The following is a 23,111-nucleotide window of genomic DNA, read 5'->3' as shown; positions in this document are numbered from 1 at the left end:
GCGCTCGATACGCCTGCGGCGATCCAAAATGCGCCGGCAATCTTGCATACTGAGCAAATAATTGACCGCATGCCGGGCAAGCGAAACCCCGGAAATCAGAGGTCTTCCGGCGCCTCGATGCCGCTCGCCGCGAGCTGGTCGGATAAGTCTTGTTTCAGCCGGGCAAGACCCGTTTCGTCGCGCGCTTCGCACCGGGCCACCAATACATCCTGGGTGTTCGATGCACGCAACAGCCACCAGCCGTCAGGAGTGCTCACACGCACGCCGTCGATACCCGATACATCGGCCCCGGCCTCGGACAGGCGGGCTTCGACTTCGCCGATCACCGCGAATTTCCGGTCCTCGGCACAGGGAAAACGCAGTTCGGGCGTGTTGCAAACCACGGGCAGCTTGTCGAGAAGGTCGGCCAGGGCCTCTCGCTTGCGTTCCAGCAGCGACAACAGCCGGACGGCGGCATACAGGCCGTCATCGAAGCCGAAATAGCGGTCGGCGAAGAAAATGTGACCGCTCATTTCACCGGCCAGCGGCGCACCGGTTTCGGTCATCTTCGACTTGATCAGCGAATGCCCCGTCTTCCACATCGTCGGCACGCCGCCAAGCCGGGCGATCTCGTCGAAAAGGGCCTGGCTCGACTTCACATCGGCGATGATCGTGGCGCCGGGATTGTCGAGCAGAACATCCTCGGCGAACAGCATCATGAGCTGGTCGGCCCAAAGGATACGCCCCTTGCCGTCAACCACACCGATACGGTCGGCATCCCCGTCGAAGGCGATCCCCAGTTCGCAATCATGCTCCGCGACATGGTTTTGCAGGTCGACCAGATTAGCCGCCACGGTCGGGTCGGGATGGTGCCCGGGAAACGTGCCGTCGACGATGCCGTTAACCACATGGTGATGGCCGGGCATGCGCGAACAGAGCATGTTGAGGACTTCGCCCCCGGCCCCGTTGCCCGGGTCCCAGGCGATGCGCGCCATGCGCATCGGCTCATGTTCCTTCGCCAGGACCGCCACATAGTCCTCGCGCACGTCGATATCCTCGACGCTGCCGTTGCCTTCGGCATAGGCGGCAGAATGTGCAATCTCACCGAGGCGCTGGATGTCGTCGCCGAAGAACGGCTTGCCGGCCAGGGTCATCTTGAACCCGTTATAGTCCGCCGGGTTGTGGCTTCCCGTGACCATCAGGCCGGAACCGGTTTCCAGATGGCGGATCGCGAAGGACAACATGGGTGTCGGCCCCATGTTGATCCGTTTCACCGCAAGCCCGCAGGCCATGAGACCCTCGAGCACGGCCTGCGCCAGTTCCGGCGACGTCAGGCGCCCGTCGAACCCCAGCGCGACCTGGTCGCCCCCGCGCTCGACCACACAGGTACCGAAACTGCGGCCGACGGCGTAGGCATCCTGCGACGTCAGGGTTTCACCGACGATCCCGCGGATATCATACTCACGCAGAATCGTGAGATCGAACGAATGGGCATCCGCCATGCGGAACCTCTAGCTGGCTGGGGTTACGGAAGCACGGCCCACGGATGTGTAGTGATAGCCGGCGGCGGCCATTTCTTCGGGTCGGTAAATGTTCCTGAGGTCGACCATGATGGGGGCCTTCAGGAGTGATTGCATGCGCCGGAAATCAAGCCCGCGGAACTCGTTCCACTCTGTCAGGATCGCCACCGCATCCGCCCCGTCCATCGCGTCATAGGCATCCTGGCACCAGACCGGTCCTTCCAGCAGTTTCTTCGCTTCATCCATGCCGACCGGGTCGAAGGTCCGTACGGTCGCCCCCGCCTCCATGAGACGCGGCACGATGATCAGACTGGGCGAATCGCGCATGTCGTCGGTGTTGGGCTTGAATGTGAGCCCGAGCACGGCGATCGTCTTGCCCTCGACGCTGCCGCCACAGGCCGCGATGATCTTGCGCGCCATTGCCTCCTTGCGTTCGGCGTTGACCGCGACAACCTGCTCGACGATCGTGACGGGCGCCCCGGCATCCTGGGCCGATCGGACCAGAGCCTCGGTATCTTTCGGAAAACAAGACCCGCCATAACCCGGACCGGGGTGTAGGAACTTGCCGCCAATCCGCCCGTCGAGGCCGATCCCCTTGGCCAACTCCTGGACGTCCGCACCGACCTTCTCGCACAAATCCGCGAACTCGTTGATGAAGGTGATCTTGGTCGCCAGAAATGTGTTGGCGGCATATTTGATGAGCTCCGCTGTCTCGAGGCTCGTCTGGATGATCGGCGTGTCGCGCAGGAAAAGAGGCCGATAGAGGCTCGCGACGGTCTCTCGCGCCTTCTCCGTATCCGCACCGATCACCACCCGGTCAGGGCGCATGAAGTCCTCGATCGCGGAACCCTCGCGCAGGAATTCCGGGTTCGAGGCGATATCGATGTCGGCATCCGGAGCTGCGGCACGGATGCGTTTCATGACCTCGCGGCCCGTGCCGACGGGAACCGTCGATTTGGTCACGACGACGGTGTAGCCCTTGGCGTTGCGCGCAATATCTTCGGCGGCCTGAAACACATAGCTGAGGTCGGCATGGCCGTCACCGCGGCGCGATGGTGTCCCCACCGCAATGAAGACCGCATCGGCATCGGAAACGGCGCCCGCCAGGTCGGTCGTGAAGCTCAGCCGGCCGCCCGCCACGTTGCGCGCGACCAGATCATCGAGCCGGGGCTCGTAGATCGGCATCTTGCCCGCCTCAAGCATCTTGATCTTGTCCGCATCGAGATCGACGCAGACCACATCCCAGCCGAACTCCGAGAAACATGCGCCCGACACGAGGCCCACATATCCCGTTCCCACCATCGCGATCTTCATTCGGACAGCCCTCCTATGCGCGCCAGCATCTCGCGTGTTCCCGGCCCCAGATCGTCGCGTTGGAGCGCGAATGCCACATTCGCCTCGAGAAATCCGAGCTTGTCGCCGCAGTCGAACCGCCGGCCCTCGAAGGCGAGGCCATGGAACGGCTGCCGGCCGATCAGTTTGGCCATCGCGTCCGTCAGCTGGATCTCGCCGCCCGCACCCGTTTCGCCGCGTTCCAGTTCCGAAAACACCTCGGGCGTGAGGATGTAGCGGCCGATCACGGCAAGATTAGACGGGGCGCTGCCCTGGGCCGGTTTCTCGACCAGCCCGGTCACCGGCCGGACACGGCCTTCCGCGCCCCCGGAATCGATGATGCCGTAGCGCGAGGTGTGCGCGTCGGGCACTTCCATTGCGGCGATGACACTACCGCCCGTCGTCTCGAAAACATCGACCATTTGACGCAGACACGGCGTCTCGGCCTGAATCAGATCGTCGGCCAGCAGCACGGCGAACGGCTCATCACCGACCAAATGACGCGCGCACCAGACCGCGTGTCCCAGGCCCAGCGGTTCCTGTTGGCGGACATAGGCGATGTTGCCCGGTTGCAGCAGAGAGCCGTGTATATCGTCCAGTTCCGCCGATTTACCCTTTGCCGCCAGGAGCGCCTCGAGTTCGATGCTGCGGTCGAAATGGTCCTCGATTGCACTCTTGCCGCGGCCCGTCACGAAAATGAACTGCTCGATGCCCGCCGCCCGGGCTTCATCGACGGCGTACTGAATCAACGGCCGGTCAACCACCGGCAGCATCTCTTTGGGCATGGCTTTGGTCGCAGGCAAGAACCTGGTTCCCATGCCACCGACGGGGAAAATCGCCTTGCGGACGCGATGGGTCATGAAAAGGGCCGGAAATCCGTTTGAGGAGCGCCGACGAGCGCATGTCCGACTTTTGCCATAGCGCCGGGGTGCCCGCAAGCGTGCGTGGTTACCGCGCGAGTAGCGTATCCTTGGCCTGATTGACCTTCGCGGCCATCCAATCGGACCCCCCCTGGTCGGGGTGTGCGCGCTTCATTTCGGTCCGATAAGCCGTTTCGATGTCGGAATCCGACGCATTTTCGTCCACGCCCAGTATCTCCCGGGCCTCCGCCGCACTCATGCCCGTCTGCGTCCAGGGACTCGGACCGCCCGATCCGCCCCCGGCATTTCCACCCGTTTCAGCGCCGTCTTGCGCCTCTCCTCCCGCAACATCACGCCATTCGGGATGATTGCGGTCCATGTAACTCTCAAGCACGCTGCGGGACTGTTCGTCCTCCACCGCACAGAGCCGCCAGAGTTCGACAAGCTCACCGAGTTTCAGCGCCGAGAGCATCCGCCCGGCCAACGGTCCTTCGCGAACCTCGCCGTCCATATCGCCGGTGTCATGATCGAGTTCCATCCGCAAGATTCGCGTCTCGACCTGGCTCGTCTGGCCGCTGCGCGGCCCGCGGGCGTTCTTGCGCATCGTGTTCATGGCGCGCAGGCGCATCAGGAACGGCATCGCGGGGAAGAGCAAAGCCCAGATGAAATTCCATCGTCCCGAAAGCACGATCGCGATCAGCCCGGCCACCAGCAGGATGGCGCCCGTCCAGCGCAGGGCGCGCAATATCTGCGCCGGCTGCGCGCTAACGAACCAGCGCGCCACGAAATACAGGCCTACCAGGACGAAGATTGCGAGAACGAGAAGCGGCAACATGGATCGATCCTATTTCGCGCCGCGCATCTGGTCGGCTATCTGGAGTACCCGGCCACCCTTGCGCTTCCCCAGATCCTCGAGGGCGCGCCGGCCACCGGCAGAGAAGACCGCGACGGCGGCGAGCAATTCACGCAGCTGCTGCGCGCTGCCCGCGTCGAAGCCGCAATATGCGCCCCCCGACAATTTGGCAATCTGCTCGAACGCGCGCCGCGAAACTGGCTCCCCGCCTTCATGAAAAATGAACACCGGCGTTCCCACGAGGCCGAGCTGGCCGGCAAAATGCCCCAGCTCATCGATGTCCTCTTCCACCACATCGCCGACAAAGACCAGCGCATCCACCTTCTGGCGCTTGGTCTCCTTGAGCGTATGACGCAGCAATTTGCGTATCTGGGTACGGCCGGCGAGGCAGCGTACCTTCGTCATGCGGCGCACCAGATCGTCGGGTGATTCAAGCCAGTCCGTTACCTTCATCTCGCCGAAGCCCCGATAAAAGGCGAGTTGCACCTCCAGCCCGCCGATATCGTCGGTCGAAGCGAACATCTCCGACTGGATCTGGCAGGCCATGTCCCAGGTGGGTTCGCGGCTGGCCGTGGCATCGATCGCAAAAAGCAGGCGCCCCGGTCGTCCGGCGGGCTTGGTCGGCGGCGTGGCCGCGACCTTCTGCAGGAACGCGTCGATGTCCGCGCGTGACGAGCCGTCGGCGGGCAGTTTCGGGTCGCGGTCGGTTCCAGTCACGACGCCATCGCCTCCTATTGTACCGCCGCAACGCCGGGCACAACCTCGGGCGCGGCGGCTGCTTCGGGTACGCCAATAGCCTGCAACAGATTGCGAACTTCCTGCAGGGCCGCCATGTGAGACATGGTCAATGTGACATCGGCACCTTCCTCGCGAACGTCAAGTAGGGTCAGGCCTTTCAGGAATAATTCACGGAAAATCACCCGCTCGCTGAAGCCGTGTGCGAGACGAAACCCAAGCCGGCGGGACAGCCCCTCCAGCGCGGCATCCATATTGCGCTTGTTTTTCGTATCCAGCGTGGCAAGCCGGTTGCGCATCACGATCCAGTCCATCGAACCGCCGTCGCGCAAGGCGCGTGCCTTCTTCTGTTCCCAGACCATTTCCGAATAGTCGCTGAGGGCGAGAACCGCATTGGTTTCGGGGTCGATCCGGCCAAGCAGGTCCAGATCGACAAAGCTGTCATTCATCGGTGTGATCAGGATATCGGCATAGGAATGGCCTGCGCGCGACAGCGGATTGTCGCTGCCGGGCGTATCCAGCACGACCACATCGCAAACACCGGCCAGCTCGGACATGGCCTGCGCAAGCCGGGCGCGCTCGTCCTCTTCCGCCGCAAAACGATCAGCCAGTTCGCTGCGTCCGATCGCCCGGTAGGTCGGGTGTGGCAGCTGCAGGCCCATCTTCGCGGCGTAGATTCGGCGATTGTCGAAATATCGGGCCAGAGTGCCTTGTCGCGCGTCCAGATCAATTGCGCCGACCGCATAGCCTTCGCGCAACAGCCCGACGATGATGTGCATCGCCGTCGTCGATTTGCCGGTCCCGCCCTTTTCGTTGCCGAGCACGATGACAGTCGTGTCGGTTCCGGCAAGGCTTTCCCGATCCGGCTTTCGCGGGTCTGTTTCCCCGATCGTCATGCGCCACGCAGCCACACGGCGGTATCGTGGAAGACCGCGCCGCCGTTCGGACGGCCCGCATCCGCGCTGATCAACAAATTGATGCCGATCCCCTCGACGAAGGCCCGGTTCGGCCAAACGCTCTCGACGATGACCGTGCCGCGGCGCAGTCCCTCGGTCGGACGCACATGGACCAGGACCGTGCCTTGTGCGTTACCGATCCGCACGAGTCCCCCGGCCTCCAGGCCGAGTTCGACACACACATCGGGATGAATTTGCGCCTCGGGACGGCCCTCCCGCGCCTGGCTCGTCGCGGTCTCGGTGAAGCTTGTGTTCAGATAGTTTCGCGACGGCGCCGTCACCAGCCGGAAGGGGTGCGCGTCATCACGGTTGTCGATGTTCGCATCATGGTCCGGCAGGCGCGGCATGCCCTGATGGTTGCCGCCGATCTTCGACCAGTCGGGCGCGAAGTGGAACTTGCCGTCGGGATGTCCGAAACCGTTGATGAAGTGGGAATCTTCGAAGGATCGCGCCCGATCTTCCCAGTGCCCTTCCCATATGGCCTGCGCGCCCTCGTAGCCGGATCGGCGCAGGGTCTCGTCCATCAGTTCCCACGCATTCATGTCGAAACCCGGATGGGCTGCCCCCAGACGCTCCGCCAGCGCACACAGCACATCATGGTTGGAGCGCGCCTCGCCCACCGGTTCGATCACCGCGCGTGTGACCTGGAGATGGGTGTGCCCGCCTGCGACGTAGAAATCATCATGTTCCAGGAATGTCGTCGCCGGCAGCACGATATCGGCCATCTGCGCGGTCTCGGTCATGAATTGCTCATGCACACACACGAACAGGTCCTCGCGCATGAAGCCCTCGCGCACTTTTCCGAGGTCGGGCGCCACATTCATCGGATTGGTGTTCTGGATGAACAGCGCGGTTACCGGCGGGCCGTCGCCAAGATCGCGCGGGTCACCGGTCAGGATCGGACCGATGCGTGACTGGTCGAGCAGCCGCACACCCGTGTCGCGCGCGTCCTGCCCCTCGATCAGGGTTTTATCGATGTTGTAGATGCCGCCATGGGCATAGAGCGCACCGCCGCCCGGATATTGCCACGCACCGGTTACGGCCGGCAGACAACTCGCCGAGAACATCTGTACGGCACCATTGCGCGACCGCGTGAATCCGAACCCCAGCCGAAGATAGCTGCGCTTGTTCGCGCCATAGATTTTCGCAAACGCCTCGATCTCCTCGACCGGGATCGCGGTGATCGCCGAGGCCCATTCCGGTGTTCGCGCCTGCAGATGCGCCTCCAACGCGTCGGCGTCTGTCGTGTACTTCGCCAGATACGCCCGGTCCGCCAGCCCGTCGCGGAACAGGACATGCATGACGGCGCATGCCAGCGCCCCGTCGGTACCCGGGTTGGGCATGATATGAATGTCGGCCTGCTTGGCGGTCTCGGTCACATAGGGGTCGACGACCACAATCTTCGCGCCGCGATTCTTGCGCGCGCGGGTGGCATGGCTCATCACATTGACCTGGGTGCTCACCGGGTTGCATCCCCAGATGACGATCAGGTCCGATTCCGCCATCTCGCGCGCGTCCACACCCCATTTCGCGCCGACCCCGGCCATCCAGCCGGCATCCGACAATGCATTGCAGAATGTCGAATGCTGGCGCGAATAACCCATCGTGTTGCGCAGGCGTTCGATCCCGTCGCGCTGCACCAGCCCCATTGTGCCGGCATAGAAGAACGGCCAGACCGTTTCGGAGCCGTGCCTGTCCGCAGCGCGGGTCAGTTCCGCGGCGACGGTGTCGAGGGCGTCGTCCCAGGAAATTTCCTCGAAGGCTTCGTGACCGACGCCCTTTTTGCCGACACGCCGCAAGGGTTTGGTGAGCCGGTCGGGATGGTGTACCCGCTCTGCATAGCGCGCGACCTTGGCGCAGATCACACCCGCCGTGTAGGTGTTGGCGCTTGCACCCCTCACCCGACCGATCGTCTGCGGCGTCAGGCGCTCGACCTCCAGCGCACAAGTGCTCGGGCAGTCATGCGGGCAGGCCGAGTGAAAAACCTGCACCTCGCCGCGAAACTCATGGCCATCTTTGTGCCCCGCCTCCGTGCCATCGGCGGGTTGATTCGGTCCGGTTTGGTCGAGTGGCATCTTGTGTATCTCCAGAGGCGCACTATAACGGAAATGCCCGGAATCGTCGATCTTCCGGCGAATTCCGCGGCGTCAGAACACGATCTCACCGTCCGGCCGGAAATTCCGGAACGCAAACGCAAACGTCACGTCATGGGGGACATCACGCAACGCGCCATTTGCGCCCGCTCGCTGGACAATGATGTTCCCCACATCGCGCCCCGCCGGAATCCACGGACTATCATGGATCGAGTTCTGTCCGGGATGCCAGGTCAGGGTCAGGCCGTCGGCCTCCACCCGGCCACGCGCGCGCACGAGATCGACCGTCCATGCCCGCTCACCGACGGCGACAACCCGGGTCAAAGGCGATATCCCGTCAGGCAGGCCGGAAGGATACCGCTCGCGCACCATATTCCGCGATTGGGTATCCCACAGGGTATCCATATGAAAATAAGGCGTCTCGCCATAGGGCTGACGCATCACATCGGCCGGGATCATGACCTTGCCGTCCGGTGCCCGTTCGCGAAATCGCGCCAGAGATTCGAGCCGCGCCGGCAATGTACGCAACAGCATGCCTGCCCGTGATCCCACGATCGCCTCGCCGGTAAATTGCTGCCACCAACTCTCTGTCGCGCGGTCATACATCACCATGTCCATGTGGCGGATGCGGCCGGTGTTCCCGAACGAGACGGTCTGCCCGTCGACCCGTCGGTCGTAGACGACGCCGGAATTGCACAACGGACAGTAGCTGACGAGCACCGGCACGCCGGCGACCGTATCGTTGACGATCTCATGCCACAGCAGCATGCGCAGCGGATAGGCCCGCGCATCTCCGTCGATGATGAGGGAGAGTACGGGCTCGAGCGGTCCCATCGCCGTCAGCGCGGCCACCGGCTGAAAGACGGGATTATCGATGGGAGAAATCGTATCGCGGTAGTTGCCGTCATCCTCGATCTCTTCGAGCGGCACCTCGGTGCGCGCGAAATCGGTCAGCGGAAACTCGCGCTTCCACAGATCCGGATCGGCGGACGCTTCCGGCGCACCGGACAGCAACGCGGCCACAAGCGCCAACACGCTAGCGGTGAAGCGTGCCATCCGGATTGAAGGCGCGGAACGAAAAGGCGAACACAACGTCATAGGGCACATCCTCGGCGCCGTCGGCTGTTTTCCGCTGAACCACGACATTGCCGACGTCGCGGCCCCGGAAGATCAGTTGCGTGTCATGGATGGAGTTCTGACCGGCCTGCCAGCTCAGCACCAGGTCATCGTCCGTGACCGGCGACCTCTCGCGCAGTGCCGAAAGCGTCCAGGCTTCATCGCCGACGACCACGACCCGGTCCATCGGGCTCACCCCGTCCGGTAGCGGATAAGGAAAGTGAACCGCCTGCAGCGCGCGCGGGATACGCTGGGTGTCCATTCCCACATAGGGCGAGGCGCCATAGGGTCGCGCGCCCTCGTCCTCGGGCACCAGCACCTGGCCGTCCGGCGCGCGTTCGCGGAAACGCGCCAGGGATTCCAGCCGGGCCGGGATCGGCGTCATGCGTTTGCCCGAAAGGTCGCCGATAATTGCTTCACCGGTAAATTGCTGCCACCAGCTCTCGGTCTCCTTGTCATACATGACCATATCGCGATGGCGCAGCCGGCCGGTGTTGCCGAACTCCAGCAGCCGCTCTCCCAACCGTCGGTCGAACACCACACCCGAATTGCAAAGCGGGCAGTAGCTGATCAGCACCGGTGTATCCCCGATAACCTCGTTGACGATCTCGTGCCACAGCAGGATGCGGAGCGGGTAAGCACGGAAATCACCGTTGATGCCGACCGACAAAACGGGCTCGAGCGGGCCGATATCCCTGACCTCGGAGGCGGGCACATATTTCGGCTCGCGCACCGGCGGGATTGAATCCCGCGTATTGCCGTCATCGTCGATTTCATCGAGTTCGACGATCCGGCTCGCGAAATTGGTCGCCGGGAACTCTCGCTGCCATTTCGACACACCCTGCGCGAAGGCGCCCGGCAACGCCGACCAGAGCGACAACCCGGCGATTGCAAAAACGACGAAGGCCAGCCCCGACCGGGACCGGCCCTCTCCATCGCCGAGATGCCTGCTCAGGAATCTTTTCAGCATCATGGTTGCGCGTCCGGGTCTCTGTCCGTCGAGTTACTTGTTGATGGTGCTGTCCGGGTTGAACGCATGGAACGAGAACGCAAAGGTCACGTCATGAACTTCATCGACGAGCTTGTCGCCTTCCTTGCGCTGCACTGTCACGTTACCGATGTCTCGGCCATGGGAGATATTGCGGGCATCCATCGCCGAGTTCTGGCCGGATTCCCAAGTGATAACCAGGTTGTCGGTCTCGACCCGCTTTTCCTTGCTGAGGAGCTCCATCGACCAGGCTTCGCTGCCGACGGCAACCACATAGTCAAGCGGGCGGATACCCTCGGGGAAGCTACCGCGATACAGGAACGGACGCGACGCGCTGTCGTAACCGGCATAGGGGTTGAAACCAGGACCGCCGCGCGGGCTCAAAAGCACCTCGCCCTCGGGGAACCGCTCCTTGAACAGGTCGAACGCCTCGACACGGACGGGCAGCATGGTCAGCTGGGTGCCGGTCATCTCACCGACGATCCCCTCGCCGATGAACTGCTGCCACCAGCTGTTGGTCTCGTGATCCCACATCACCAGATCGGAGAAGCGAAGCTTGCCGGACACACCGAATGTAAGGGTCTGGCCGTTGACGTCGCGTTCGAAGACAACCGCCGAATTGCACAGCGGACAGAAGGTGACCGCAATCGGCTTGCCGCCGAGTTCGTCATTGACGATCTCATGGGTCATCAGGATACCCAGCGGATAAGCGCGGGCCGCGCCATTGATCGACACGGTGATCACCGGCTCGGTTCCCGTATACAACCGGTCCACCTCGGCGATGGACGCAAAGCGCGGTTCGTAGATCGGGGGAATGCCGTCCTTCGGGACTCCGCCCGAGAAAATTTCGTCAAACGGTACGCTCGATTTCGAGAAATCCGTTTGTGGCCATTCAAGCTTCCAGAACGCCGGGTTGGCCTGACCGCTGGCGGACACGGCGAGGAACAGCAGGCCGGCGCCGATGATGGCACCGACGCGGCCCCATTTTTGAGTGGTGAGAAATGGCATGACGAACATCCCGTCGCTTTCGTGTTCAGTTTAAAGTTCGCATGATCATGGCGGGGAAAAAAACAGCGGCGTCTCCGCCGCCGTTCAGTTTTCTCCAAGCGTGATTTGAATGGAGAAGCACGATGATCATGGGCATTAGATGATGATCCGCCGCTTCGCATAAAGTCACTCTGCGTCACGTATTTGTGAGAGAATTGGCGGACTTGCCGAATTGAGTTCAGGCCAAGCAGACCGGCCGGCAACGGGAGTACTTCCAGGCATGGCGACGTTCACTATCGGGTTCACGAAGACCAGTGCGGAAAATTTCTTCCGCCGCCTGAACGATGCGGGCGTGCGCTCGGTGATCGATGTCCGGTTGCAGAATACATCCCAGCTCGCCGGGTTCGCCAAAGCCACCGACCTCGCCTACTTTCTCGGTCACATCGGTGGCATCGAGTATCGGCACGCGCCGGAACTTGCCCCCGATGAGACCCTGTTCTCCGACTATCGCAAGAAGGGTCTCGGATGGGATGCCTTCGAACCCCGCTTCCTCGAAATCATGCGCGCCCGGAAGATCGAGAAACAGTTCAAGCCGGAAGAGCTCGAAGGCGCGTGCCTGCTGTGCAGCGAGGACAAGCCCCACAATTGCCATCGCCGCCTCGTGGTCGAATATCTGGAGGACAGGTGGGGCCGGTCGCTGAACGTGGCCCATCTGTAGGGGATGACGACGATGCCCCGCCGCAGCGCCAGCGCCCGACCGACCGCCGGCATCGACTCCAACGAGATACCAATTGTGGATATCGGGCCGGTGCTCGCCCGCGATCCAGGCGCCGTCGAGCTTGCCGCGGCAGCGTTCCACGAGGCCTGCACGGGCATAGGTTTCCTGTTTCTGATCAACCATAGGATCGATCGGGGAGTCGTGAGGCGGGCGTTCGATGCCGCGCGCCGGTTCCATGCCCTGCCGATGGACGAGAAACTGAAGGTGCGGATGAACCGTCACCAGTGCGGCTACATGCCGCCGAACGTATCCGTGCACAAAGACACCTTCGAGACCCACGCGATGGCACAGAAGGCGCAGGTCAGCGAGGCGTATAAATTCACCTTCGATCTCTCACCCGACGATCCGGATTTCGGAAAAAACCGTCGATTTCGCGGCCACAACAAATGGCCGGAAGAGGCGACGGCGCCCGGCGTGCGACGCGCGTTCATGGAATTCCATGAGACATTCGAGAGCTTCGCCCGGAAACTGCTGCCGGTCCTGTCCGTCGCCCTGGGAATGGCGCCGGAGTTTTTCACGCCGTTTTTCGAGCGTTCAAGTTCAATGACCCGGATCGCCCACTACCCGCAGGTCCCCGACAGGAATGAAGAAATCTCCCTGCCCGGTCACAAGGACCTGTCGTTCCTGTCACTTATTCCACCGGCCACCCATCCGGGCCTGGAAATTCTCACACCGTCGGATGAATGGATCGCGCAACCGGTCGTGCCCGAGGGTCTGCTGTTCAACACCGGCAGCACCCTGAGTCGTTGGTCCAACGATGTGTATCAGGCGACTCCCCACCGGGTTCGCGCGGCATCCGACACCGACCGCCACTCGAACATCTTCTTTCTCTATCCGAATGTGGATGCCGTGATGGAGTGTTTGCCCAGTTGCACGGACTCCGAACATCCGGCGAAGTACCCGCCGGTCACATTCGGAGAATTTCACGCAGACTATGCGGCGCGGAACTTCGCCTACGCCGAAGACTGGGACTAGGCGTGGACCCGGAGCGCCTGCTCAGCAAAGCCGGTGCTTTTGATCCATCCGCAGGGCGTCGAGATCCTTTTCCCACGCCTCCTCGCCTGGCGGCTGATGGATGCCCAGTGTGGCCTTGTGATAGTCGAATCCATCCTCGCCCTCGGCGGACTTGGTATCCCAGCTGTCCTTGGTGACCAGCGCCGACCAGGTACCGAGGACAATGCAGATGGCGATCAGGGCCAGGATCACAATGACTTCCATACTCATGGTTCGGTTCCGTCCTTAATGCCGTGGTTCATGCAATCTGACACAGAATCGCATCCAGGGGGAATTCAACTCCCGGAGAGCGGTGCGGCGAACACGGAAGGCGTTGGCGGCTCTTCCGCAGAAACGTAGTATCGCGCCGCGATCACCTCGATTTCGTCGCACCAAAGGATGTCTGAATGAACCAGGAACCATCGGCCCACAAGCCGATCAGCAGTATCGAGGACGCCGCCGACCGGGTGCGCGAGAGTGCCCATCCCTTCGTGAAAGTCGGCCTCACCGATATCGATGGCCTGATGCGCGGCAAATACATGCACCGGGAGAAATTTCTCACAGCACTGGATTCAGGCTTCGGCTTTTGCGACGTGGTCCTCGGCTGGGACATCAACGATCAACTCTATGACAACAGCCACTACACCGGCTGGCACACCGGGTTCCCCGACGCGCCGGTGCGGATCATCCCCGAAACCGGTCGCCAGATTCCGTTCGAAGACGACTGCTGGATGTTCTTGTGCGAGTTCGCTGACCCCGCGTCAGAAATCTGCCCGCGCGGGGTGCTCGGCAGGGTGCTCGAAAAAGCCGCCGGTATGGGCTTCGGCGTGAGCGCAGGCTTCGAGTATGAATTCTTCGTCTTCGCGGAAACGCCGGCAAGTGCGGCGGCCAAGGACTATCGCGACATGGTACCCGTCGCCTCCGGCAACACGGGCTACTCGTTGCTTCGCCAATCCACGCTGAGCCCGCTCTACACCGACATTTTCTCAAGCATGGCGGCGATGGGTATCGGACTTGAAGGAATACACGAGGAAATGGGGGCCGGCGTGATCGAGGCCGCCATCCAGGCCGACGGCGCGCTGGTGGCGGCCGACAAGGCCAGCCTGTTCAAAACCTACACGAAGGCGCTCATACAGAACCGCGAACTGGTGGCCACCTTCATGGCGAAATGGAGTCTGGACGAGGCCGGGCAGTCGGGCCACCTGCACCTGTCTCTGTCATCCGGAGACAGGGATGCCAGTCCCTTCCACGACCCCGCGGCTGAAAACGCAATCAGCGACACCATGCGCCACTTCATCGGCGGACAGCAGGCCCGTATGGCCGAGCTGACGGCCATGGTCGCGCCGACGGTGAACTCCTATCGCCGCCTGATCCCCGGAATGTGGGCACCCACCGACGCCACCTGGGGTATCGACAACCGCACCTGTGCGATCCGGGCCCTGCCGGGCACCCCGAAATCACATCGCATCGAGTACCGGGTTCCCGGGGCCGACGCGAACCCCTACCTGGTCGCGGCCGCGGCCATTGCGTCCGGCCTGCACGGCATTGAACAGCGGATCGCGCCAACCGAACCGCAAACCGGCAACGCCTATGACAGGACGCATCCCGAGAGTCTTCGCCTCCCTTCAAGCCTTGCGGATGCCGGCAAACGCTTCGCGGACTCGGAGATGGCGCGGGAATGGTTCGGCGACGTTTTCGTCGATCACTTCGCCGCGTCACGCGACTGGGAGGCCCGCCAACTTCCGATGGAACCGACGATCGGCAAGGCCGAAATGGACCGGTATTTCGAACTGATCTGACAATCCGCCGCACTGGTGTAACATCACCAAAAAAGGGGGAAGACGATGGTCGAAAAATTCGGAATCTCACAGCCGGTCCGACGCCGCGAGGACACACGGTTCCTCACCGGGCGCGGCACGTTTGCCGACGATATCAATCATGCCGGACAGGCCTATGCGAGCTTCGTCCGTGCGCAGGTACCGCATGGCCGCATCCGCGGCATCGATACCACCGCCGCCGCCAACGCACCGGGCGTTGTCGGCATTTTTACCGGCGCCGACCTCGTCGCGGCCGGCATGCATGGCCAACTCCCGCGTGCCCTGCTTCCCGGTTTCGTGACCACTCCCACACCGCGCCCGGGTCTCGCCGATACTGTCGTGCGCCATGTCGGCGAACCCGTCGCCGTGGTGATCGCGGAAACGCGCGCCCAGGCCGATGACGCAGCCGACCTCGTCGCGGTCGATGTCGAAGAGCGTCCCGCCGCCATCGAGATCACCGACGCGCGCACCCCCGGCGCGCCCGTCGTGTGGCCCGACGCGCCCGGCAATGTCTGTCAGGAATGGACCCATGGCGACCGCGATGCAGCCGACCGCGCCTTCGCCGACGCGACACATGTCACACGGCTGAAGCTGCGCAACAACCGGGTCGTCGTGAACCCTATGGAAGTGCGTACGAGCCTCGCCGAGCATGACGCCGCCGCCGACCGCTACACCCTCACCTGTTCCAGCCAGGGCGTGCACTACATGCATGAAGTCCTGAGCGAGCAGATTCTCCGTATCCCCGGCGACAAGCTGCGCATCCGCACCCATGATGTGGGGGGCGGGTTCGGCGTCAAGGAACAGCCCTACCCGGAAGACGTCGCGATCCTGTTCGCCGCCAAGGTGCTCGGCCGCCCGGTGAAATGGACCGGCAGCCGCGCCGAGCATTTCCTGTCGGACAACCAGGCACGCGACGCCGATATCGACGCCGCGCTTGCGCTCGATGATGACGGCAACTTCCTGGCGATCCGGGTCACCGTGGACGACGCAATGGGCGCCTACTACGCCGGCCACGGCCCCTTCATTTCGGTCCGCAACATGACGAACGGTCTGCCGCTTGTGTACCGGACACCGGTCCTGGACATCACGGTGCGGCTTGTGTTCACCCACACCGGGTCGGTCGGGCCGTACCGCGGCGCGGGCCGCGAGCAGGCGGCCCTGATCGTCGAGCGGCTGATCGACGAAGCCGCCCGCGAGACCGGGCGCGACGCGCTCGAACTGCGGCGCATAAACTATGTTCCGTCCACGGCCATGCCCTATGAGACCCCGGCGGGCCGGACCTACGATTCCGGCGAGTTCGAGGCCGTCCTGGACAAGGCGCTCATAGCGGCCGACTGGGCCGGTTTTCCGGCTCGCCGCGCGGCCAGCGAGGCCGCCGGCAAGGTTCGCGGGCGCGGCCTGGCAAGCTGCCTGGAATGCGTCGGCGCGGTACCGTTCGAAGGCGCGATTCTCCGGTTCAACAGCGAGGACAATCTCGACCTTGTGGTCGCAAGCCAAAGCCAGGGCCAGGGACATGAGACCAGCTTCGTGCAGGTCGTGGCCGACCGCCTCGGCCTGCCATTCGATGCGATCACCCTGCATCAGGGCGACAGCGACGATGTGCCGATCGGCCTGGCGACCATCGGATCGCGCTCCATGATCATGACCGGCTCCGCCATCGCGAACACCTGCGACGCCGTGATCGAAAAAGGCCGCGAACTCGCCGCGCATATTCTGGAGGCGGCCACAGCGGATATCGAATTCGCGGATGGCGAGTTCCGGGTAACGGGCACTGACAGGAAAATCGAATTGCTGGCGCTGGCCAAGACCGTGCGCACGCTGCGTGCCGCGCCGGACAGCCTGCCCGAGGGCGTTCCCGACAGCCTCGACAGCGAGGAGGAATTTCGGGCGCAGGACCAGTATTTCCCGAACGGCTGCCATATCTGCGAAGTCGAGATCGACCCGAGTACGGGCGAAATCGAGGTTGAGAGCTACGTCGCGGTCGACGATGTCGGCACGGTCGTGAACCCCATGATCGTCCACGGCCAGGTGCATGGCGGTGTGGTGCAGGGAATCGGCCAGGCACTGCTGGAAAACAGCGTCTACGACAAATCGGGCCAGCTGCTGACCGGGTCGCTGATGGACTATCCTCTGCCACGTGCGCGGCATGTTCCGAATCTGGTCACGGACTTTCATCCCGTCCCGTCGCCGGCCAACCCGCTCGGGGTCAAGGGCATCGGCGAGGCCGGGCTTGTCGGCGCCCTCCCCACGGTGATGAATGCAATCGCCGACGCGCTGGCCACGCGCGGCTGCGCGCTCGATTTCGACATGCCCGCGACACCCGAGAAAATCTGGCGCGCCCTTTCCGGCCAGGCCAACACATGACCAACGACCCGGCCGTGCTGCGCGGCACCTGGAGTTTCCCGACCACGATCTGGTTCGGCGCGGGCAAGGTCTCGATGCTGGCGCGCGCCTGCAAGACACTGGGTATAGCCCGACCCCTGTTCGTGACCGACCCGGGACTGGCCGGCCTCGACATGGTGTCGTCGGCTCTGGCGCAGGCGGCGACCGACGGTGCGACGCCGACATTGTTTTCGAACATCAAGCCCAACCCGGTGAGTGCCAATATCCGTTCCGGCATCGAGGCCATGCGCGCCGCCGGCTGCGACGGGGTGATCGCATTCGGTGGCGGCTCGTCTCTCGATGCAGGCAAGACGATTGCCCTCGCCGCCGCTCAACCCGATGACGGCCTCGACCTCTGGGACTTCGAGGAAGGCCGCAACGATTGGCTTCGAGCGGCAGCGCCGTTGCCCGTTGTCGCTGTTCCCACGACCGCCGGCACCGGGTCGGAGACGGGCCGCTCGACGGTCGTGCTGAACGAGGCGACCAACCGCAAGGTGATCATCACCCATCCCGGCATGATGCCCGGCATTGTGATCGCCGACCCGGAATTGACCCTTGGTCTGCCACCCCACATCACGGCGGCCACCGGCATGGATGCCCTCGCCCATTGTCTGGAAGCCTACTGTTCGCCCTTCGACAACCCGCTATGTGACGGGGTCGCGCTCGAGGGGATGCGCCTGGTTCACGAACACCTGAAAACCGCCGTCACGAATGGTGCGAACCTCGCGGCGCGGTCCAACATGCTCGCCGCCGCCGCCATGGGATCAACCGCCTTCCAGAAGGGCCTCGGGGCCATCCATGCGATGAGTCACCCCATCGGGGCGCTGTATGACACCCATCACGGTCTCACCAACGCGGTGGTAATGCCCTACGTGCTCAAACGGAACCGGGCGGCGATCGAAACCCGGCTCGCCCGGGTATCCGCCTATCTCGGCCTGACGCAACATGCAGACAATGCCACCGCCGGGTTCGATGCTTTCTTCGACTGGACGCTGGAACTACGCACGCAGTTCGAGATACCCCATACACTGTCCGATCTCGGCATCGATCAGTCACGCTATGACGAGCTCGCGGAAATGGCGGCAGCGGACCCAACCGCGCTGGCCAATCCCGTCGCGCTCGACGCCACCGGGTTTCGCGAACTCTTCGCGGCCGCGCACGCCGGAGACCTGGGCTAGGGGAAGCCTGTTTGCCCTATCCCTTTTTGTAGGGGTTCGCCAGTTCATCGACGAGCGCGTGCAAGACCTTGCGGAACTGCGCTTCCGAGACATCCATCAGGACGGCGTCTTCGAGTGCTTCCTGGCAGACGTCCTGGATTTCGACGAGATTCTCGCGCAGAACGAGAATCGACTCTTCACAGCTCATGGCCTCGCCACTGGGCTGTTCCCATTTTTCCGGTTCGACCTTCGCACGCTGCTTGGACTCGGGCATTTGCGTCGCCTTCGCTCCCGTCGATTGATCCTGATGATGCCGGGTCGAATCGATCCGGCTTGCATTGAAATATTATTATAGTGCGCTCGGGCAAGGCGTCCTATTCCACCTCACATTAACCCTGCTGCGGTCCGGTATCTTTCAAACAGGATACAAGCCCTTGATGTTCATTGATGTTTAACACCGCAGATGCAAAATCCTAGAAGTTGGTTAATGGATGTTAAGTCATCCCGCCGCTCTGGAGGACCGCATGTCCGTGTATGCCGCACCTGCCTTTGACGGGCATGAAAATGTCCTGTTCGGATTCGACCGGGAGACCGGACTGCGCGCGATCATCGCGATCCACAACACCAATCTCGGGCCGGCCGTCGGCGGTTGCCGCATGTGGCCCTATGCCGACGAGGCGGCCGCACTCGAAGATGCGCTGCGGCTGTCGCGTGGCATGACCTATAAATCGGCCCTGGCGGGTCTCCCTTTCGGGGGTGGCAAGTCGGTCATCATCGGCGACGCACGGACCGACAAGACCCCGGCCCTGATGCGCGCCATGGGACGGATCGTCGACAGCGTCGCGGGTCGCTACATCGCCGCCGAAGACATCGGCATGACGGTCGCGGATATGGACGAGATGTCAAAAGTGACGAAGCACGTCACCGGAACAAGCGCGACCAGCGGCAACCCCTCTCCGTATACCGGCTACGGCGTCTTCCAGGGCATTCGCGCCGCTGTCGCCCACAAGCTCGGGCGCAATGACGGGCTCGCCGATGTGCAGGTCGCGATCCAGGGCCTCGGCTCGGTCGGCTTCGACCTGGCGCGGCGCCTGCATGAAGCCGGCGCATGTTTGCAGGTCGCGGACATCAACAACGACGTCGTTGCGCGTGCGGTTGACGAATACGGCGCGATGCCCGTCGATACCCACGACGTGCATCGCGCCGACGCCGACGTGTTCGCACCCTGCGCTCTGGGCGCCGTGATCAACGATAAATCCGTGGGAGAACTGGGCGCAAAGATCGTCGCGGGCTCGGCCAACAACCAGCTCGCCGAAGAGAGGCACGGTGCCGAACTGGCCGCGCGCGGCATTCTGTACGCGCCCGACTATGTGATCAACGCCGGCGGCATTATCGAGATCGCCCACGGGACCGACTTCGGCGGCGCCCACGACGACTCCACGATCTATGAACATCTCGACCGAATCCACGACACGTTGATTGAGATATTCGAACGCGCGGATACAGAGGGTGCGGCGACAAACTTTGTCGCGGATCAGATGGCCGAAGAACGATTCCACGCAGCGTAGGCCAGTTTCTGGCCGTTGTTCCGAAATTATCTGATCGCTATCAGCCTGTTTTGACGCAGATCAATGCGCTTGCTCCCCTGCAATTGAGAATGACTTGCAATTAGAATCACGGGCGAATATGTTTCGCCTCCTTTGAGAACCATTCTCATTCGCAAACAGAATCTTCGGAGTAAAAAATGCGCAAAAGTACTTACGCCCTCGCCGCTGCCGGCCTCGCGGCTCTCCTGATCGGCCCGGGCGCTACCGCTGATGAGCAGGCTGCCGTGGATCCCGGCGAGGTCAACGTTTATTCCTACCGTCAGCCTTTTCTGATCCAGCCCATGTTCGACGCCTTCACCCGCGACACCGGCGTGAAGGTCAACGTGGTCTTCGCCAACAAGGGCCTCGTCGAACGTCTGAAGCAGGAAGGCCGCAACTCCCCTGCCGATCTGATCTTTACGGTCGATATCGGACGCCTGAACGACGCTTACGAAGCCGGCGTCACCGCACCGGTCGAGACCGCGCAGCTGACCACGAGCATCCCCGCCGCATTCCGTCAGGGTGAAGGTCACTGGTATGGGCTCACCCAGCGCGCGCGTATCGTTTATGCCTCCAAGGACAGGGTGCCACAGAACGAAGCCCCCAAATCCTATGAGGAGCTCGCCGATCCGAAGTGGGCCGGGCGTATCTGCACCCGCTCGGGCAACCATGTCTATCAGGTCGCGCTGACAGCCGCGATGATCGCGCATCACGGCGAAGAGAAGGCCGAGGCATGGCTCCGGGGCCTCAAGTCGAACCTGGCCCGCAAGCCCCAGGGCAACGATCGCGCGCAGGTCAAGGCAATCAACGAGGGCGAGTGCGATATCTCACTGGGCAACAACTACTACTTCGGTCTGATGCTGCAGAATGAAGAGCAGTTCGGCTGGGCCCAGTCGGTTTATCCGGTCTTCCCGGCCATCGGCGGCAAGGGCACCCATGTGAACATTTCGGGCATGGCGATGACCAAGGCATCCCCGAACCGGGACAATGCCGTAAAACTCATGGAGTTTCTGACCGGCGATCTGGCCCAGCAGATGTATTCGGAGCAGAACTTCGAATACCCGATCGTGGCGGGTGTCCCACAGGCCGGTTTGCTGCGCTCAATGGGTGACCTGCATCCCGACACACTGGCGCTCGACCGTATCGCCGCGCTCCGGGCCGATGCGTTCAAGCTGGTCGACAAGGTCGGCTACAACGACTAGCCGCAGCCGCGAGCCGGAATGCACCCATGTCCGTGACGACCCTCTCCTCCCTGTCGTCAAACACGCGCCCCACCCAGGGGCGCGTGTGGATTCTGGGTGGCCTGCTGGTCGCACTCATCGTGGCCGCCCCGCTCATTGCGATTGCCTGGATCGCCCTGTTCCCGACCGAGAATATCTGGCCCCATCTCGTGTCGACGGTCCTGCCCCGGCACAGCTGGAACACGCTCGTTTTGATGTTCGGGAACGGCATCGGCGTGTTTCTCATCGGCACCGCATCGGCGTGGCTGGTCAGCACCTGTGATTTTCCCGGTCGCCGGCTGTTCGAGTGGGCCATGCTCCTGCCGCTCGCGGTGCCGGCCTATATCGTGGCCTTCGTGTACACGGACATCCTCGAATTCGCCGGGCCGGTACAGGGACTGTTGCGCGATCTGTTCGGATGGCAGACCTCGCGCGACTACTGGTTTCCGGAAATCCGCTCCATGGGCGGCGCGATCTTCGTCATGTCCTTCGTCCTTTATCCGTATGTTTATCTGCTCGCCCGCGCGGCCTTTCACGAGCAATCCTCGAGCGTCCTCGAAGTAAGCCGCACGCTCGGCCGCGGGCCCTGGCAGACCTTCCTCACAGTCGCCCTTCCGCTGGCCCGCCCCGCCATCGTCGTCGGGATCGCACTGGCCATGATGGAAACGCTGGCGGATTTCGGCACCGTTGACTATTTCGCCGTCAACACGCTGACCGTCGCCGTGTTCAATGTCTGGCTCGGCATGGGCAATGCGGGCGGCGCGGCACAGATCGCGCTGGTGATGCTCGGATTCGTGGTCCTGTTGATCACGCTGGAGCGCATCGGGCGACATGGCCGCCAATATCACCACACATCCTCACGCTACCAGACATCGCCGCGCGTGCGCCTGCATGGCGCCCGCATGGTGGCCGCATTCCTCGTCTGCGCCGTGCCGATCGTCCTCGGCTTCCTGATCCCCGCCGGTGTCCTGCTGCGCCACGCCATCATATTCTTCGACGAATCCTGGAATCAGGCCTTCTTCGCGTTCGCGCGCAACAGCCTGACCCTGTCCGCGACGGCCGCGCTCTTCGCCGTCTCCATCGCGGTATTCCTGGCCTATGGCAGGCGCCTCTCGGGGCGCGGATTCGGCGTCCTGTCACGCATCGCCCTGCTCGGCTATGCGGTGCCGGGCGCCGTGCTCGCCGTGGGCGTACTGATCCCCTTCGCACGCCTCGACAACGCGATCGACGCCATCGCACGCGACATGTTCGGCGTGTCGACCGGGCTGATCCTGAGCGGCACGATCTTCGCCCTGGTATTCGCCTACGTGGTGAGGTTTCTCGCGGTGGGATTCGGCGCCGTCGAAGCCAGCCTCGGCAAGATTCGCCCCACCATGGACATGGCCGCCCGCAGCCTCGGGGCCGGGCCGGGGCGCACCCTGTGGCGCATCCACCTGCCCCTCGTGCGCGGCAGCCTGATCGCCGCCGGCACCATCGTTTTCGTCGATTCCATGAAAGAGTTGCCCGCGACCCTCATCCTGAGACCGTTCAACTTCGACACGCTGGCGACCCATGTCTATCAGTTCGCATCGGACGAACTTCTGGAACAGAGCGCCCTGTCGGCGCTGACGATTGTGCTTGCCGGGATTCTGCCCGTCATCATCCTGAGCCGGGCATTGCGCCAGTCGCGCCCCGGCACACGCGAGGGCAGACTCGCCGTAGCAGACGCCCTGCCGACACCCGCGCCGCCGGTGCCGCCAACCATCCCGTCATAGGACGT

Annotated in this window: 20 protein-coding genes; 8 read left to right on the top strand and 12 right to left on the bottom strand. The window is 63.1% G+C overall.

Going from position 1 to position 23,111, the window contains the following annotated elements; translation table 11 throughout:
* Nucleotides 1–95: 95 nt before the first annotated feature.
* The 10 genes from ABJ363_00675 to ABJ363_00630 all read right to left on the bottom strand — a co-directional run bounded on the left by ABJ363_00675 (nt 96) and on the right by ABJ363_00630 (nt 11,440).
* Nucleotides 96–1,481 carry a phosphomannomutase/phosphoglucomutase gene (locus tag ABJ363_00675; GenBank protein ID MEP4377485.1) on the bottom strand — a complete coding sequence of 462 codons (1,386 nt, stop codon included), beginning with the start codon at nt 1,479–1,481 and terminating at the stop codon, nt 96–98.
* Between the two features lie 9 nt (nt 1,482–1,490).
* Nucleotides 1,491–2,813 (bottom strand): UDP-glucose/GDP-mannose dehydrogenase family protein, encoded by a 1,323-nt coding sequence (locus tag ABJ363_00670; GenBank protein MEP4377484.1) that lies wholly within the window; start codon nt 2,811–2,813, stop codon nt 1,491–1,493.
* Complete coding sequence (gene galU, locus ABJ363_00665; protein ID MEP4377483.1) at nt 2,810–3,691, bottom strand: UTP--glucose-1-phosphate uridylyltransferase GalU; 882 nt, start codon at nt 3,689–3,691, stop codon at nt 2,810–2,812. Before galU ends, ABJ363_00670 begins: the two co-directional genes overlap by 4 nt.
* Before the next feature lie 88 nt (nt 3,692–3,779).
* A complete protein-coding gene (locus tag ABJ363_00660; protein ID MEP4377482.1) occupies nt 3,780–4,526 on the bottom strand; it encodes a DnaJ domain-containing protein in 747 nt (248 codons plus the stop codon).
* Nucleotides 4,527–4,535: 9 nt separating this feature from the next.
* Entirely contained in the window at nt 4,536–5,261 is a 726-nt protein-coding gene (locus tag ABJ363_00655) for a VWA domain-containing protein (protein ID MEP4377481.1), read from the bottom strand.
* A 14-nt stretch (nt 5,262–5,275) separates the two neighbouring features.
* Nucleotides 5,276–6,175, bottom strand: coding sequence for a division plane positioning ATPase MipZ (locus ABJ363_00650; GenBank protein MEP4377480.1), 900 nt, complete (start codon nt 6,173–6,175; stop codon nt 5,276–5,278).
* Nucleotides 6,172–8,310 carry a molybdopterin-dependent oxidoreductase gene (locus tag ABJ363_00645; GenBank protein MEP4377479.1) on the bottom strand — a complete coding sequence of 713 codons (2,139 nt, stop codon included), beginning with the start codon at nt 8,308–8,310 and terminating at the stop codon, nt 6,172–6,174. The genes ABJ363_00650 and ABJ363_00645 overlap by 4 nt, the downstream gene beginning before the upstream one ends.
* A 72-nt stretch (nt 8,311–8,382) precedes the next feature.
* Complete coding sequence (locus ABJ363_00640) at nt 8,383–9,351, bottom strand: DUF3179 domain-containing protein (protein ID MEP4377478.1); 969 nt, start codon at nt 9,349–9,351, stop codon at nt 8,383–8,385.
* Between the two features lie 13 nt (nt 9,352–9,364).
* Entirely contained in the window at nt 9,365–10,417 is a 1,053-nt protein-coding gene (locus ABJ363_00635) for a DUF3179 domain-containing protein (GenBank protein ID MEP4377477.1), read from the bottom strand.
* A 30-nt stretch (nt 10,418–10,447) separates the two neighbouring features.
* Nucleotides 10,448–11,440, bottom strand: a complete 993-nt coding sequence (locus tag ABJ363_00630; GenBank protein MEP4377476.1) for a DUF3179 domain-containing protein — start codon at nt 11,438–11,440, stop codon at nt 10,448–10,450.
* Nucleotides 11,441–11,699: 259 nt separating this feature from the next.
* On the opposite strand from ABJ363_00630, the gene ABJ363_00625 reads away from it, so the two are divergent.
* Complete coding sequence (locus ABJ363_00625) at nt 11,700–12,137, top strand: DUF488 domain-containing protein (GenBank protein ID MEP4377475.1); 438 nt, start codon at nt 11,700–11,702, stop codon at nt 12,135–12,137.
* A gap of 12 nt (nt 12,138–12,149) precedes the next feature.
* Complete coding sequence (locus ABJ363_00620; GenBank protein MEP4377474.1) at nt 12,150–13,172, top strand: 2-oxoglutarate and iron-dependent oxygenase domain-containing protein; 1,023 nt, start codon at nt 12,150–12,152, stop codon at nt 13,170–13,172.
* Nucleotides 13,173–13,193: 21 nt separating this feature from the next.
* On the opposite strand, the gene ABJ363_00615 is transcribed toward ABJ363_00620, so the two are convergent.
* The gene (locus ABJ363_00615; protein ID MEP4377473.1) at nt 13,194–13,421 is read right to left on the bottom strand and encodes a hypothetical protein; all 228 of its coding nucleotides are present in this window, start codon (nt 13,419–13,421) and stop codon (nt 13,194–13,196) included.
* Between the two features lie 176 nt (nt 13,422–13,597).
* On the opposite strand from ABJ363_00615, the gene ABJ363_00610 reads away from it, so the two are divergent.
* From ABJ363_00610 to ABJ363_00600, 3 genes are read left to right on the top strand one after another with little or no spacing between them, the layout of a single operon-like run.
* Nucleotides 13,598–14,989, top strand: coding sequence for a glutamine synthetase (locus ABJ363_00610; protein MEP4377472.1), 1,392 nt, complete (start codon nt 13,598–13,600; stop codon nt 14,987–14,989).
* A gap of 45 nt (nt 14,990–15,034) precedes the next feature.
* On the top strand, nt 15,035–17,371 hold the full coding sequence (locus tag ABJ363_00605) for a xanthine dehydrogenase family protein molybdopterin-binding subunit (GenBank protein MEP4377471.1): 2,337 nt from the start codon (nt 15,035–15,037) through the stop codon (nt 17,369–17,371).
* Complete coding sequence (locus tag ABJ363_00600; protein ID MEP4377470.1) at nt 17,368–18,567, top strand: iron-containing alcohol dehydrogenase; 1,200 nt, start codon at nt 17,368–17,370, stop codon at nt 18,565–18,567. The genes ABJ363_00605 and ABJ363_00600 overlap by 4 nt, the downstream gene beginning before the upstream one ends.
* 16 nt (nt 18,568–18,583) lie before the next feature.
* Here ABJ363_00600 and ABJ363_00595 read toward each other — a convergent pair whose 3' ends face one another.
* A complete protein-coding gene (locus ABJ363_00595; protein ID MEP4377469.1) occupies nt 18,584–18,820 on the bottom strand; it encodes a hypothetical protein in 237 nt (78 codons plus the stop codon).
* A gap of 250 nt (nt 18,821–19,070) precedes the next feature.
* On the opposite strand from ABJ363_00595, the gene ABJ363_00590 reads away from it, so the two are divergent.
* From ABJ363_00590 to ABJ363_00580, 3 genes are all read left to right on the top strand, one after another.
* Entirely contained in the window at nt 19,071–20,114 is a 1,044-nt protein-coding gene (locus tag ABJ363_00590) for a Glu/Leu/Phe/Val dehydrogenase dimerization domain-containing protein (GenBank protein ID MEP4377468.1), read from the top strand.
* Nucleotides 20,115–20,290: 176 nt separating this feature from the next.
* Complete coding sequence (locus ABJ363_00585; protein MEP4377467.1) at nt 20,291–21,334, top strand: Fe(3+) ABC transporter substrate-binding protein; 1,044 nt, start codon at nt 20,291–20,293, stop codon at nt 21,332–21,334.
* Between the two features lie 26 nt (nt 21,335–21,360).
* Complete coding sequence (locus ABJ363_00580) at nt 21,361–23,106, top strand: iron ABC transporter permease (protein ID MEP4377466.1); 1,746 nt, start codon at nt 21,361–21,363, stop codon at nt 23,104–23,106.
* Nucleotides 23,107–23,111 lie beyond the last annotated feature (5 nt).

The organism is Alphaproteobacteria bacterium (assembly GCA_039980135.1).
GTDB lineage: Bacteria > Pseudomonadota > Alphaproteobacteria > UBA6615 > UBA6615 > UBA8079.
This window is presented reverse-complemented; position numbering and strand designations above follow the sequence as displayed.